Origin of the sequence: Chitinophaga vietnamensis (assembly GCF_902167635.1) — a bacterium.
Lineage (GTDB): Bacteria > Bacteroidota > Bacteroidia > Chitinophagales > Chitinophagaceae > Chitinophaga > Chitinophaga vietnamensis.
This window is the reverse complement of record NZ_CABHMS010000004.1, coordinates 316,126-330,562: the sequence shown is the minus strand read 5'-3', so window position 1 is coordinate 330,562 and position 14,437 is coordinate 316,126. Positions and strand designations below refer to the sequence as shown.

11 protein-coding genes are annotated in these 14,437 nt (G+C 52.0%); 4 read left to right on the top strand and 7 right to left on the bottom strand.

Annotated elements, in window-relative coordinates; all coding sequences use genetic code 11:
* Positions 1–136: 136 nt before the first annotated feature.
* Entirely contained in the window at positions 137–1,291 is a 1,155-nt protein-coding gene (locus tag FPG75_RS12525) for a FecR family protein (RefSeq protein ID WP_143307198.1), read from the bottom strand.
* Positions 1,292–1,388: 97 nt separating this feature from the next.
* Positions 1,389–1,976, bottom strand: a complete 588-nt coding sequence (locus FPG75_RS12520) for an RNA polymerase sigma factor (RefSeq protein WP_161596781.1) — start codon at positions 1,974–1,976, stop codon at positions 1,389–1,391.
* A 310-nt stretch (positions 1,977–2,286) separates the two neighbouring features.
* Here FPG75_RS12520 and FPG75_RS12515 point away from each other — a divergent pair, with 310 nt between their 5' ends.
* On the top strand, positions 2,287–2,985 hold the full coding sequence (locus FPG75_RS12515; RefSeq protein ID WP_143307196.1) for a Crp/Fnr family transcriptional regulator: 699 nt from the start codon (positions 2,287–2,289) through the stop codon (positions 2,983–2,985).
* Here the strand turns inward: FPG75_RS12515 and FPG75_RS12510 are convergent.
* Genes FPG75_RS12510 through FPG75_RS12495 form a run of 4 tightly spaced genes read right to left on the bottom strand, consistent with a single transcriptional unit; the run spans position 2,976 to position 5,154 of the window.
* A complete protein-coding gene (locus FPG75_RS12510; RefSeq protein ID WP_143307195.1) occupies positions 2,976–3,695 on the bottom strand; it encodes a YoaK family protein in 720 nt (239 codons plus the stop codon). The genes FPG75_RS12515 and FPG75_RS12510 overlap by 10 nt on opposite strands.
* Positions 3,655–3,912 carry a hypothetical protein gene (locus FPG75_RS12505; RefSeq protein ID WP_143307194.1) on the bottom strand — a complete coding sequence of 86 codons (258 nt, stop codon included), beginning with the start codon at positions 3,910–3,912 and terminating at the stop codon, positions 3,655–3,657. The genes FPG75_RS12510 and FPG75_RS12505 overlap by 41 nt, the downstream gene beginning before the upstream one ends.
* Positions 3,905–4,540 carry a class I SAM-dependent methyltransferase gene (locus tag FPG75_RS12500; RefSeq protein WP_143307193.1) on the bottom strand — a complete coding sequence of 212 codons (636 nt, stop codon included), beginning with the start codon at positions 4,538–4,540 and terminating at the stop codon, positions 3,905–3,907. The genes FPG75_RS12505 and FPG75_RS12500 overlap by 8 nt, the downstream gene beginning before the upstream one ends.
* Positions 4,541–4,593: 53 nt before the next feature.
* A complete protein-coding gene (locus FPG75_RS12495; RefSeq protein WP_262712056.1) occupies positions 4,594–5,154 on the bottom strand; it encodes an RNA polymerase sigma-70 factor in 561 nt (186 codons plus the stop codon).
* Positions 5,155–5,330: 176 nt separating this feature from the next.
* Between FPG75_RS12495 and FPG75_RS12490 the strand changes: the two genes are divergently transcribed.
* From FPG75_RS12490 to FPG75_RS12480, 3 genes are all read left to right on the top strand, one after another.
* Positions 5,331–6,308, top strand: a complete 978-nt coding sequence (locus tag FPG75_RS12490) for a FecR family protein (RefSeq protein WP_143307191.1) — start codon at positions 5,331–5,333, stop codon at positions 6,306–6,308.
* A gap of 307 nt (positions 6,309–6,615) precedes the next feature.
* Complete coding sequence (locus FPG75_RS12485; protein WP_143307190.1) at positions 6,616–10,014, top strand: TonB-dependent receptor; 3,399 nt, start codon at positions 6,616–6,618, stop codon at positions 10,012–10,014.
* 19 nt (positions 10,015–10,033) lie between these two features.
* On the top strand, positions 10,034–11,737 hold the full coding sequence (locus tag FPG75_RS12480) for a RagB/SusD family nutrient uptake outer membrane protein (RefSeq protein ID WP_161596780.1): 1,704 nt from the start codon (positions 10,034–10,036) through the stop codon (positions 11,735–11,737).
* Between the two features lie 520 nt (positions 11,738–12,257).
* Here the strand turns inward: FPG75_RS12480 and FPG75_RS12475 are convergent.
* Positions 12,258–14,432 (bottom strand): IPT/TIG domain-containing protein, encoded by a 2,175-nt coding sequence (locus tag FPG75_RS12475; RefSeq protein WP_161596779.1) that lies wholly within the window; start codon positions 14,430–14,432, stop codon positions 12,258–12,260.
* Positions 14,433–14,437 lie beyond the last annotated feature (5 nt).

The window sequence follows — 14,437 nt, the reverse complement described above, 5'->3', positions numbered from 1 at the left end:
GGTTGTCAATAAACCCGGATATAACAGAAGTGTTGCAAGCGCTTCTGTTTTTTGTTTTTAGGAAGTATTTTTCTTCATGGTGCAGCGTTGGATTTTGGTTGGTTGGAAAAAATAATGGTTGGTTGTTGGTTGTTGTTTAGTTAATGATCCTGATGGTATTTCCGGTTATCAAATAATGGATGTCTGTAGATTTCAATATCTCTAAAGCTTTCTCCAGGCTTACATTCCGGGGTATTTCCCCTACGAATGCCTGTTGCGTATTTTTCGTTTCGATCTGAACGTTGATATCATACCAGCGGGCCAGTTGCCGCATGACGGTGACGATGTCGGCATGGTTAAAGGAGAAGTATCCGTTCTTCCAGGCGGTGGCGCTGTTAAGGTCGGCATGGTTGAGCAGCTGCCATTGCCCGCTGGCATTGCATTGCGCCTGTTGGCCGGGCTGCAGTACACTTTCAAAGTTTTTGCCGCTTACTTTCACTTTGCCGCTGAGGAGCGTGGTGGCGGTCACCGGCTCGTCGGCATAGGCGTTGATATTAAAATGCGTTCCCAGTACCATTACATCTTGTCCTTTTGATTTTACATGAAACGGCTGATGCGCGTTGGCAGCCACTTCGAAGTAGGCTTCGCCTTGCAGCTCTACGGTCCTGTCGGCGCCGGTGAAGGCGGCAGGATATTTTAATGAGCTGGCGGCGTTGAGCCATACCAGGGTACCATCTGGCAGCTTCACCCTGAACTGCCCGCCCCGCGGGGTGCTGAGGGTGTTGATGCTGCCGGCATCATTCGTATTTTGTTGGCCGGGCTCATAGGCGAGGAATCCGCTGTCTTTTTTCACAAGCTGTGTTCCTCCCTGTTGTGCCAGCACGCCATTGGCTTCGTCTGACAGCACGATGCTGCGGCCATTGGCCAGTTGCAGCACGGCTTTGTTACCGCCGGGCGCCACTTGCGCGGCCAGTTGTTGTGGCGCTGCCGGATGTTGGCGCCACGGATAAAACACCAGGGTAGCGACTACTCCCAGCAAAACCGCGGCGGCGGCGTATCTCCACCAATGGTAAGATACCTGCCTGCCATGTGCGGGCTTGTCGGCCTGCAATATATGATCCAGCACCGGCTCCCACCGGGCATCTGTTGTAGCGCGACTATCAGGCGTATCTGTCCACAACAAGGGGGCAACCTGGTTAAATAAATCCCGGTTGTCCTCATCCAGAAAAAATGTTTCCAACTCGGCAGTTTCCTCTTCTGTCAATGCATTTTCCCGATGCTGTTGTAACAGGTAACGGAGTCTTTCTTCCATAAAAACTTTCAAACGTGTGGTAACGAATTACAGGGTGATTGGTATAAAGAATGTTCAAAAAGAAAATGGTACTCATCTCCCCGAAAAAAATTTTAAATTATTTTATGCGCAGCAGGAAAATGAGCAGGGGCAATACTTTCCCGGCTGCCTTGAGATAATCGCGGATATGAGCCAAAGCCGCTGAGAGCGTATTTTTCACATAACTGTGAGAGCAATGCAATTGATCGGCGATCTCCTGTGTTTTCAGTCCCTGGTCGCGGCTCAGCTGATAGATCTTCTTTCTTTGGGGCGGCATATGGTTCACGGCTTCCCTTATCAGCGCCAGTGTTTCTTTCATTTGCAGCTGCTCTTCTCCGCTGCCGGTGTAGGCGGGCGCCTGCTCTTCCGGCGCCAGGCGCCGCAGGGAGGCTTGTTTGTGGAACCAGGTATAACATTCATTGGTGGCTACTTTGATGATCCAAGCGGGTGGCTCTTGCAGCGCCGGGAGCTTGTCGCGGCTCACCCAGATGCGGATAAATGTTTCCTGGATCACCTCTTGTGTTGCCTCTGGCGATTTCACCATACTGCCTACATAAGGCGTAAGCCAGGGCAATACCTCATAAAAAAATTCCCGGAAGGCTGTTTCATCTCCTTCCGATATCCTGATCAGTTTTGTTTTATCTATATGAAACTTGTTCCCCCCCAATAGCAGCCGTATTTGAAGGGTGGCAATTTAATGAATCTCTCTCGCTTTTTTATTATCAACATTACGCCCCTGCGGGGCGTAGTATATAGAACAATGTCTCGCTACCAATATGTCGCCCCTACGGGGCGTGGGATATAGAACAATGCCTTGGTCGTCCCTACGGAGCGTAATGTTGATGGCAAGGCATTATCCAAAACATTACGCCCCGTAGGGGCGACATATTGGTAGCAACGACGGGCAACACGCCTCATCGCCCCGTAGGGGCGTAATGTTGGTCGGGTTTTACATTTAAAAAAAGTACTTTTGAGCCATGAGTATCAAAGGGAAATTCCCGATAGACAAATGGAGCTTCAGGAGTGAGTCTATACTGAAAGACTTGCCCGCAGCGGATCTGGCGCTGCTGATGGCAAACAGGGAGGAGCGTGTCTATGAAAAGAATGACATTATTTTCAAGGAGGGCGCCTATCCCTCTGGCATCTATTATATCACCGAGGGTAAAGTAAAGAAGTATAAAAAAGATGATAGCGGCAGGGAGCAGATCATATATCTCGCCAATACCGGCCAGTTGATAGGTTATCATGCGATATTGTCGGAAGGCCGCTATCCTGATTCTGCCGCCGCAATGGAAGAGAGCCGCCTGGCTTTCATTCCACGGGAAGATTTCTTGAATGTGCTTCACACTTCACCGGTGCTCAATAGCCGGCTGCTGAAAACCCTCAGCCAGGAATTTGCGGTGCTGGTGAACAGTATCAGCGTGTTTGCACAAAAGACCGCCAGGGAGCGTTTGGCGCTGCAACTGATCCTGCTGCGCGAAAAATATAAAGTGGAAGGCATAGCTACGGAGATCAATATCAGCCGCGACGATCTCGCCGCAATGGTAGGTACGGCCAGGGAAAACGTAGTGCGGCTCCTCACCGAATTTAAAGAAGCAAAGATACTGGAAACCAAAGGCAGTAAGATACGCATCCATGATATCGGCCAGCTGATCGCGATTGCCGGTCATAAATAATGCTGCATGCGGAGGCGGCGCATCATGCGCGCAAAGCGGATCCGCCATACATCATAATACAAGGCAACCACCAATATGGCGGCGGGCAGGTAAAAAGTGTTGTACTGATAGCGCAGGAAAGCATAACCGCCGACGATACCGCCTGCCAGGAAAAAGACGATGATCACCAGCCGCAATATAATTCTCCGCCGTAAGTCAGGTTTGCGCTCATCCGCCAGCGCATGGCACAGGTCAATCCCCAGATCGGTGAACATGCCTGTAAGGTGCGTAGTCCTTACTACATAACCCGAAACCGTTGACACCAGCGCGTTCTGCATACCCATAGCAAACAACAGGCTGCCGGCGAAATATTCTGTTTGAGCTACCGTGCCTTTATAGGTATGCCCGGTATAGCCGATGGTAACTAATATGATGATTTCCAATACAACCGGTATCACATGCCGCCATTTGGAGCGGTGCATAGTGAATAATGCCGAGAAGAAAGCGCCGGCGAGAAACAGCAGTAGCCATAACGCCACCATCCTGGCAGCGCGGAAATCGCCGGTGGCCAGGCGATGCGCCAGCAGTGCAGCGTGTCCGGTAACGTTGGTGGTGAGTACAGAAAAGGCAAAGAGCGCGGCGGCGTTCACGACGCCGGCCGTGAAACATAGCAGTACTGCGAGGCGCAGGTTATGCCGGTAGCTCCGTTTCTTGCCGGTGTGCCGTAACATGTGAAGGATATTGTTTATGCAGGTATATGCGCGCATAGCGGAAACAGGACCACTGGGTGCTGTTCCAGTCGAGCGGCGACAACTGCTCCAGCCATGCCTGCAATTGTGGAGCCACATGAGGACTTGCCGCGATGGCGGTGTCGATGATGCTGGCGGCCTGTTGGTGATTGCCGGCCGCTTGCAGCGCGCTTGTGATGTCTTCGAGGTATTTAGCCATGTATATATCTTTCTTCTCTCTTGATCCACATCTTCAATAAAAAATCTACGCTGGCATCCACCAGCTGATAACTGGGCGGCACTTCATCTTCCAGGCTGTGAAACGTTACCAGGCGGGTGCCGCCAGGCTTGCTGTCGAGCGCCTGGAACAGGCGGCGGGAATAGTGATGGTACAGCGTAGCAGAGAAAGTGGGTTGCTGATCGATATGCCCTTCTGTGGCGATGTGCTCAAAGAAGGCATTATAAAAATAAAAGTGATCGTAATCGGGAAAATGCAGGTGGGCGAAATCCCCCTGTTTGAAATAAGCATTGCTCACGCCAGTGGCGGATTTTGCGCTGATGGCCGCCTGGTGCAGGTCGGGGCGCTGTTCCACGCCAAAGAACTGTGCTTCAGGATGGTAGTAGGCGCCTATCAGGCAAAATTTGCCGATGCCGCTGCCGATATCCAGTATGCGCTTGCCCTGGCCGCCAGCCAGGAAGTGCGCGGATTTGCGGGCTATCTCCATCGGGGTCCAGTGCTGTTTCGACAAGCGTTGCAGGTGTTCCGCATATAGCCAGTCGAAAGAGGCATCGTTAGCATACCACGCAGGTATTGATCTGATCTGCTGCATATTTACTGATCTCTCCAAAGCCTGCAAATTTAGTGCAGCTTTCGTCAGGCTGCGTTGATAAAAATTACTTTTTACATGATCATGTTCAGCAGCAGGCAGCAGAGCAGCATAGATAGTTCGTCGTTGAAAGAGGCGCGCAAGATGCGCAGGGCTTTGCGCATATGTTGCTCTACCGTATTAACGGAGATATGTAAACGTTCCGCTACTTCTTTATTGGATAGTTGCTCATCGCGGCTGAGCAGGAACACTTTGCGGCATTGGTCGGGCAACTGCTGTATGCTTGCGCGGAGGCGGGTTTCCAGCTCTTTCAGTTCCAGTCCTTCCTGGCCGTCGGCGCTCATGAGCGGCAGCCTGTTGCGCAGCAGCGCTTCCTTCCTGGATTGCAGCAGCAGCTGGCGGTGATAGTTGAATACCCGGTTGCGGGTAGCGATGAAGAGATAATTTTCCAATACGGTATACTCCGGCAGTGCGGACTGCTGCCGGTAGAGCGACAGGAACACATCCTGTACCAGTTCCTGCGATGCTTCCATGTTACCCGTTTTTTTATGGGCAATGTTGAGCAGCCGGATATAATGACGGGTATAGATCAGGTCGAACGCTTTCTCATCGCCATTCTTCCATTGCCTGAGCAGGGTTGAATCCGTATTTTCAATATGAGGTCCGATGTCCAGTTTTTTTTCAAATCTAATAATAATTCATTTTTTCTTCCGGTTTTGTATGGCCGGGTTTTCTTGAAAAAAATTTTTCCGGGCGGATAACGGTAAGCATTTAAATTGGTGTTATTAATATAGCGCGCATCATTAAAATTATGGATGAACAACAACTGTTTGTATTACTCAGGAAATATAGTCAGGGCACATGCAACGCAGAAGAGCTACAGGCGCTGGAAGCCTGGTATGCTTCGCTGGGGCAGCAGCTGCCCGACGAAGTGATCGATCCCGGCAGTGATGCGGCACAGCAGCTCGTTGCGCAACAGTTGCGGGCTTTGCGCGCGCAGCTGCAACCTTTGCAGGTAGTGCGGCGCCGGCCCTGGCAAAAATGGTGGCGCTATGCCGCCGTGCTGGCGGTGCTGCTGGTCGCTGGCGGCAGCGGCTATTACCTGCTGAAGCCCGGCGCTCACGCGCCACAGCAGCGGGTTAGCAGCGATGCCGGCAAGGCAGCGGATTTCAGCCGTTACCTCACCCTGCCGGATGGCAGCAGCGTAGTGTTACATGCCGGCAGCCGGCTGATATATCCTGATGTATTCGGCAGCAAAAGAGAAGTGACATTATATGGTGAAGCCTATTTTGATATCCGGGCAGATAGTCTCAAACCGTTTATCATCACCAGCGGTAAACTGAAAACAACCGTGCTGGGCACCGCTTTCAATATCAGCGCTTATCCCGGGCAGAAAGAGATAACGGTATCGGTTACACGTGGAAAGGTGAGAGTGGAAGATGACAGAAAAGTGCTGGCGGTGCTGAACCCCGATCAACAGATCGTATATAATACCGAAGATGCATCAGCACAGCAGCAACAGGTGAATGCGCTGGCGCGCAGCAGCTGGACCACCAACGATATGATTTTTGAAAATGCCACCTTCGAAACAATTGCCAATACCTTGAGCAAACGTTATGAAGTAAATATAGCCTTCAGTGATGAAGCCCTGAAACAATGTCCGATACGGGTATCCTTCTCCGGTACAGAATCCCTGGAAGAAGTGCTGGACGTGGTTTGTGCCGTGCGGAATGCCACCTACACGATCGATAAGGGCGATGTAATGATAAAAGGTAAAGGCTGCCAATAGCGCATATCGATATCGTCCCTACGGGGCAGATGACCAATCATTCGTCCCGAAGAGGCGATATACTGGTAAACAAAATTATCAACGAAATACGCCTTTTTTGCTAAATCAATTTAGCAAAAATTCCACGATAAAAATTTTTTCTTCTGATTCTATGAACATCACAAAAAATCTACTTCGATGAAACCAAAATCAGCATCTTAAAAACAGCTAAGCACGTACCAGAACCATTCAGTGAAAAGCCCGGAAAACAGCTGCCATAGCGGCTGCGGGCGGCCTATTTCCTAAACATTCTAAACTATTGCCCGTTATGCAAAAGTCACAGGCTGTGCACGCACAGCTGACAGCCCATCTTTTGCCCTGTATGTACCACCATGCAAGGCGCCTGATGAAAACCGCCACCATGGCGTTGTTGAGTATCCTGCTATTATCGTCTGTATTGTGGGGCGCTACCGGCAGAGCACAGGATATTGCCACCAAACAAATCACCCTCACCCTCAGGAATGAAACCCTGAAAACCGCACTGGGAAAGGTGGAATCACTCTCCGGATTCCGGCTCGCCTACCCGCCGGAACAAGTGAGCAAGTACCACAACATCACGCTGCCCAAAGCTACGCGCAGCGTAAAAGAAACACTGGAGCTCCTGCTGGCCAACACCTACCTGAGCTTCAAACAAAACGACAACATCATCATTATTTTTCGTCCGGCAGAAAACACCAACACCACTACAGCAGATACCACTGCCCCTACGCCTGCCCCGAACAGACAAGCCACACGCACCATCATCGGCGCCGTACTGGAAAATAAAACCAACGCCGTTTTACCCGGCGTATCCGTACAGGTGAAAGGCACCTCCCGCGGCACACAAACCCAGGCCGACGGTACCTATAGCCTGCAAGTGCCTGCCAACAGCAAAACACTCATATTCTCTTTCATCGGCTACGAAACAAAAGAAGTTGAGATCACGGCCTCCAACCAGACGGATGTTACCCTCGTGCCTTCCAGTCTTGGCCTGAAAGACGTAGTGGTAGTGGCTTACGGCCAGCAGAAAAAAGCTACCGTTACCGGCGCCATCGCATCCATCAGCACCAAAGAACTGGTACAAAGCCCCGTTTCCAACCTCACCAATGCGCTGGCAGGAAGGCTCCCCGGCCTCATCACCACCCAGCGCAGCGGTGAGCCGGGCGTAGATGCGAGCACGTTATATATCCGCGGCGTAGGCACGCTCAACGGCGCCTCGCCCATCATCATGGTAGACGGTATCGAACGGCCGATGGACTATGTAGATCCCAACGATATCGAAACACTCACCATCCTCAAAGATGCCGCCGCCACCGCCGTACTCGGCATGCGTGGCGCTAACGGCGCCATCCTCATCACCACCAAACGTGGCAAGGCCGGGCCTCCATCCGTGAATTTCCGCGCTTCTACCGGCATCACCGAAGCTACCAGGCTGCCTAAATATCTTGGCTCCTACGACTATGCTTCCCTGCTCAATGAAGCCCTGCAAAACGATGGCGCACAGCCCGCCTTCACCGATAAACAACTGCAAGGCTACAAAGATGGCACCCTGCCCAACACCGATTACTACAAGTTCATCATGAAGCCCTCCACCGTAGCGCAGGCCAACCTCAACGTGAGCGGCGGTAACAACATCGCACGTTACTTTATCTCCGCCGGCTACAACGTACAGGACGGCCTCTATGCACATACGAAAGAAAACCAGGATGGCTACAGCGGCAACAACAACATGAAACGCTATAACCTCCGCGCCAACGTAGATGTGGACATCACGCCCACGCTCGCCGCCCGCGTGGATATCGCCGGTATCATGACAGACCGCCGCGATGGCAACAACTCCGCCTCTTCTATCATGAACCTCGCCAACCGCATGGCGCCGATCTATCCTATCGTCAATCCTAACGGATCATTGTGGGGCAACGGTACTTTTCAATCCAACATCCTTGGCGAGCTGTCGCAGAAAGGATACCGCCGCTGGTACAACAACACCGTGCAAGGCACCTTTGCACTCACCCGTAAACTGGACGTGATCACCAAAAACCTCACCGCCAAAGTATCTTTCTCCTACGACAATACTAATACGCCCAATGCCTCCTACACCCGCAGCTACGCTGTGTTTGAGCCATTGTATGATGCACAGGGCAACATCACCAGTTACAAACAATCCGGTCAGGATACCAAAATAGATCCAAACGGTTCTTTCAGTGGCGGTAGCGCTAACCGCAGCACTTATTTTGAAGGTACCCTTAACTGGAACCGCAATTTCGGCAAGCATGAAGCTACCGGCATGTTGCTCTGGAACCGTCGCCTCACGGAAAGCGGTTCCAGCATTCCACGCGCGTATCAATCGCTCCTGTTCCGCGGCACATATAATTATTTGCAGAAGTACCTGCTGGAGATCAGCGCCTCTTATCAGGGATCGGAGAACTTCCCGAAAGAGAGCCGCTATGGCCTGTTCCCGTCGGTATCAGCAGGATGGGTATTATCGGAAGAACATTTTATCAAAGACCATCTCCCACAGATCAATTTCCTGAAGATAAGAGGTTCGTATGGAGAAGTAGGGAACGACCAGGCAGGCTCCGACCGATTCCTCTGGTTCACCTCCTGGGGTGGCGGCCCGCAATACTGGTTCGGTACAAATGTGAGCCAGGCTAATGGCTGGCAACAAGGCGCCATCGGTAATCCCGGCGTTACCTGGGAACGCGGCCGTCAGGCCAACATCGGCCTGGAAGCGCGCCTGTGGAATAACCTGCTTGGCATCTCCCTCGATCTCTTCAAACAAAGAAGAAGCAAGATACTGATCCGGCGCAGCACACTCTCGGATGTATTCGGACAGGATATCAAAGCGCAGAATATCGGCATCGTAGATAACAAGGGCTTTGAGCTGGAACTGAGCCATGAGAACACGATCGGGCAGGTACATTATTTTTTCAAACCCAATGTCACGTTTGCCCGCAACAACATCGTTTACCAGGATGAAGTGGCGCGCGCCTATCCCTGGATGAGGCGCACCGGGCATCCCATCGGCACCAAGTTCGGCTTGGTAGCAGAAGGATTTTTCAAAGACCAGGCCGATGTAGACAATAGCCCGTTCCAGAATTTTTCTGCCTATGGTCCCGGCGATATCAAATACCAGAAACTCACCGGTAAGGAATATGCTTTCATTCAATCAGACTTTGATGAAACGGCTATCGGTTACGCACGTACGCCGGAGATCATGTTCGGCACCACGCTGGGCGCCACTTTCAAAGGATTTGATTTCTCCATGCTGTTACAGGGCGCCGGTCATTCTGCCGTCATGCTCAACAACGAAGCGGTATACGAATTTTTCCAGGGCGGTAAAGTAAAACCTTTCCACCTCGGCCGATGGACGCCCGCCACCGCGGCTACTGCTACCTATCCACGTTTGCACAGCAACACCAACGGCAACAACCACCGCGGCTCTTCCTTCTGGATACGCGATGCCAGCTACCTGCGCCTCAAGAACGCGGAAATAGGCTACCAGCTGCCCAAAAGCTGGATCAAGCCACTGGGCCTCTCCTATTTTCGTATATACGCCAACGGTATGAACCTCTTTACCTGGGACAAGCTGAAAGATTACCAGGTAGATCCCGAGATCGACGACGGTAACGGCGCCATGTATCCCATTCAGCGTATCTGGAACTTCGGTATCGATGTCAGGTTTTAATCTTCTTAAAAAAACTTCCATGCAACAAGTCATACTTCAACGGTTATTACTGTGCCTTTGCCTGCTGGCCCTGCTGCCCGCCTGTAAAAAAGGTTTCCTCGACAGAGCCGCCACCACCCAGCAACAGGATGCTGATATCTTCACCAACTTCGCCATGACCGATCAGGTGGTGAACAACCTGTATTCCCGTATCCGCGGGCCTTACACCTATCTCGGCGGATATTCCATGTCGTCCGGCACCGACGAAGCCAAAGACGCGTCCAACTGGATGGCCTCCATGAGTTTTAACAACGGCTCCTGGTCGGGCAACAACAACCCTATCGGTAATACCTGGCGCGATAACTATGTGGCCATTCGCCAGGCTAACGCCATCCTTGAAGGCGTTGCCAAATACAAGACCCCCGATGATGCCAACAATATCGGCGCTTTGCAGAACCGCATCGGCGAAGTATATTTCCTGCGCGCCTGGTACCTTGCAGAACAGATACGGCAGTTCGGCGGCGTGATCATCGTTACCAAAACCATCGAACAAACAGACCAGGCGGCCCTCAACAGGCCACGCACTACTTATGATTCCTGCGTGTTGCAGATCATCGCCGACTGTGATGAAGCCTTGAAACGCGTGCAGGCTGTTTATCCCACCACTCAAACAGGCCGCGTTACGCAAGGCGCCTGTCTGGCCCTGAAAGCACGCATGCTGTTATACAGCGCCAGCCCGCTATGGGCCATCGCCGGCAAGACGAGCTTCCAGGGCGACATTGCTACCGGCGCCACTGCCACCGACCCCGACAAATGGCGCAAAGCAGCAACTGCCGCCAAAGCGGTCATCGATCTCAACTCCCCGCAAGGCGGCAGTATGTATAGCCTGGAACCCACGCTGGCAAACCGTTTGAGCATGTTCACCAACAACACGCTCCTCAGTAAGGAAGTGATCTGGATGCGCATGCACGAAACCGACGAAAGCTACGACCGCTACATCTTCCCCTATGGCAGCAATGGATGGTCGGGCTGCTCGCCTACACAAAACCTCGTGGATGATTATGAAATGGCCAATGGCCTGCCCATCAGCGATCCTGCTTCCGGCTATGATCCTGCACAGCCGTATAAAGGCCGTGATGCCCGCTTCTATACCGATATCTCTTACAATGGCGCACCCTGGAAAGGCCGTAAGATAGAGACCTTCGAGCATGGCAAAGATGAACAGACCACGCAAACAGACCATACGCGCACCGGCTACAGCTGCCGCAAACTGGCCGATGAAAGCATCACCATCAACCAGGGCCCTGGCCGCCTGGTTCATGGCATCATCTTCCGCCTGGCAGAGTTTTATCTCAGCTATGCAGAAGCTTTGAACGAATACGATCCCGGCAATCCCGACATCGCGAAATATGTGAACCTGGTACGCGCCCGCGCCGGTCAGCCCGCGCTGCCCGCAGGCCTCACGCAGGCCGCCATGCGCCAGCGCATCCACAATGAAAGAAGGATAGAGCTGAGTTTCGAAAATCATCGCTTCTGGGATGTACGCCGCTGGAAGATCGCAGAGAACACCGAAAAAACGATCTGGGGCATGCGGCCCATCGCCGATGCCAGCGCCCCCGGCGGATACCGCTACGAACGTTTCAAAGTAGAAGACCGCCTCTGGCGCAATGCGATGTATCTCATCCCCATCACCACAGATGAAACATTGCGTAACGTGAATCTCAAACAAAACGAAGGATGGTGATAAGCGTATAACCATTAACGTTATAAACACGATTGGATCAGTTTTTACAATACAGATATAAAACTGACGGCCGGTCCTTTACAGGACTGGCTTTTTTGTGGCCTGCTGGAGGTGCCGCCCCTACGGGGCGATTCATCTGATCGCTCGTTTTCATCTACCAATATACCGCCCCGATGGGGCACATTGTAGCGAATGATTGTCTACCAATATTCTGCCCCTACGGGGCAATACATTTGATCGTTCGTTTTCGTCTACCAATATATCGCCCCGATGGGGCGCATTGTAGCGAATGATTGTCTACCAATATTCTGCCCCTACGGGGCAATACATTTGATCGTTCGTTTTCGTCTACCAACAAACCGCCCCAGCGGGGCGAAATATTGGTAGAAAGATATTGATCCGCTGCAATACGCCCCATAGGGGCGGCATATTGGTAGGGCCATATTATATCTCTCCCAAAAAAATGGCCGGCCTTGGAAAAGGCCAGCCATATTCATTCTTACGTTACGCTACTTGATTGTTATTTTAGTGTGATCTTCCTGATCGCTTTATTATTCTGTTCCATCAAATAGATGTTACCTGCACCGTCTACGGCTATCGGCCCGCTGTTGGTAGGATTGAGCAATGCCTTGTTCAAAGCGCCATCTTTGAAGCCCCATTTGAATGATTGATAGGTGCCTGCGGCGCCGGTGATATAGCCAAGATTACCATTATCAGGATCTATGCTTCGGATGGCGTAGTTACTACCATCTTCCAGGTACATGAGCTTCGCTACCGGATCATATACCAGCGCGCCAGGGCCATTGACCTGACCGGTTCCTGGCATACCATCTACGAAACCTCCCTGATTGGAAGTGCCCGCAAAGTCTCTGGGCATCCTGGTAGCAGGATCCAGTCTTCTGATAACGCTGTTATCAGAATTACTGTAGTACAAAGCGCCCTTGTAGTAAACAAACTGCGAGTTGATGCCTTCGAAGCCTATCTGCTTGTATTGCAGGGTGCCGGCAGCAATCATCTGTATACCGTTGTAATCAGTGCCAATAAACAGGTTGCCCTTGCCATCACCTGCAATATATCTTGGCGAGATGTTAGGATTGTACACATAAGTAGTGACTATGGCATCAGGTGTTACTTTACGAATGGAGTTATTGAAAGCATCTGCTACAAAGAGATTATCCTGTGCATCGATCACGAAACCACAGATGAAATTGAAGCTGGCATTGGCTCCGGCGCCATCTGCATTACCCGCATTACCTGATCCTGCAAAAACAGTAGCCGTACCATCCGGCGCAAATTTGATGATGCGGTTGTTATTATCTACAAACAGGTTTCCTTTGCTGTCTACTACCATGCTACGCGGCCATCCCGAGGCATAGTCGCCGGTATAGAAGGTGCTGACGCCTGCAATGCGGAACAATGGCCCTACGGCAGACAATGTACCGGTGCTCACATTCAGCGTGCCGGTGCTCACACCTGCAGGAATAGTCACTGTTAGTGTACTGTCTGTAGCGGCGCTTACTGGTATCGCCACGCCGTTGATGGTGACATGGTTATCTGTTGCAGTGGCACTGAAGCCGGTACCTTTCACCATGATGATGGAACCTTCCAGTCCGTTGTCGGGTAACAGCTGTGAGATACCTAATGCCTGTACAGTGAATACTGGTCCGGCAACGGCCTGACCATTCACCACTATCCTGAGAGGCCCGCTGCTGGCGCCTTGCGGCACACTCACCACGAGTTGTTTGGAAGCTACGCTGAGTATGGTCACTGCCATACCGTTGATATAAACAGAATCTTCTTCTGTCAGCTCACTGAACTGTTCGCCGGTGATCGTGATCATTGTACCAACAGGGCCGCTTAAAGGCGCTATTGTTTTCACAGATGGCGGCGGCACTACGGTAAATACCGGACCACTGGTACGCTGCCCGTTGATGGTGACAGACACAGGGCCGGTGCCGACCTGCTTCGGCGCCACTACTGTGAGCGTGGTATTGGTAGCATTGGTAACGGTAGCCGTGGTACCATTGAAGGTGACTATATTGCTGGCCGCGGTGGTATTGAATCCTGTACCGGTGATGGTTACTATGGTACCTTCACCACCTTTCATTGGTTTGATAGCAGTGATCGCCTGGTAGGTGAACACAGGGCCGGTAGCATGTGTGTTGTTTACCGTCACTTCCAGCGGGCCAGTGCCTGCATCTGCCGGCACAGTGGCCACCAGCAAGGTATCGCTGGCATCGGACACTTGTGCGGCATGTCCGTTGATCATCACGCTGGCAGGGCCGCTGGTGCTGGTAAAGCCCGCGCCGCTGATGTAGATATTCGTTCCCTGCGGACCATTGGCCGGTGAAATATTATGGATACTCAATGCCTGGAAAGTATAGGTGCTGCCCTGAACAGTATGACCATTCACGGTTACAGCCAGCGGGCCGGTGCTGCCCTTCTCAGGCGCCTGCACAATGAGCATGGTATCATTGGCGCTTAATATTTTAGCGTTGGTACCATTGAAGGCAACCGTGTTGCCGGCAATATCGCCGGCGAAGCCGGTTCCGCGTATAGTCACCACCGTGCCCGGGTTACCGCTGCCCGGCAGGAAACCGCTGATGGCCAGCGGCGCCGTGGCCTCCTGGTGGTTCTTCTTACAAGCTGCCACCAACCATAGCGCTGGCAACAGAAAATATAAAAGTCGTTTCATCATGA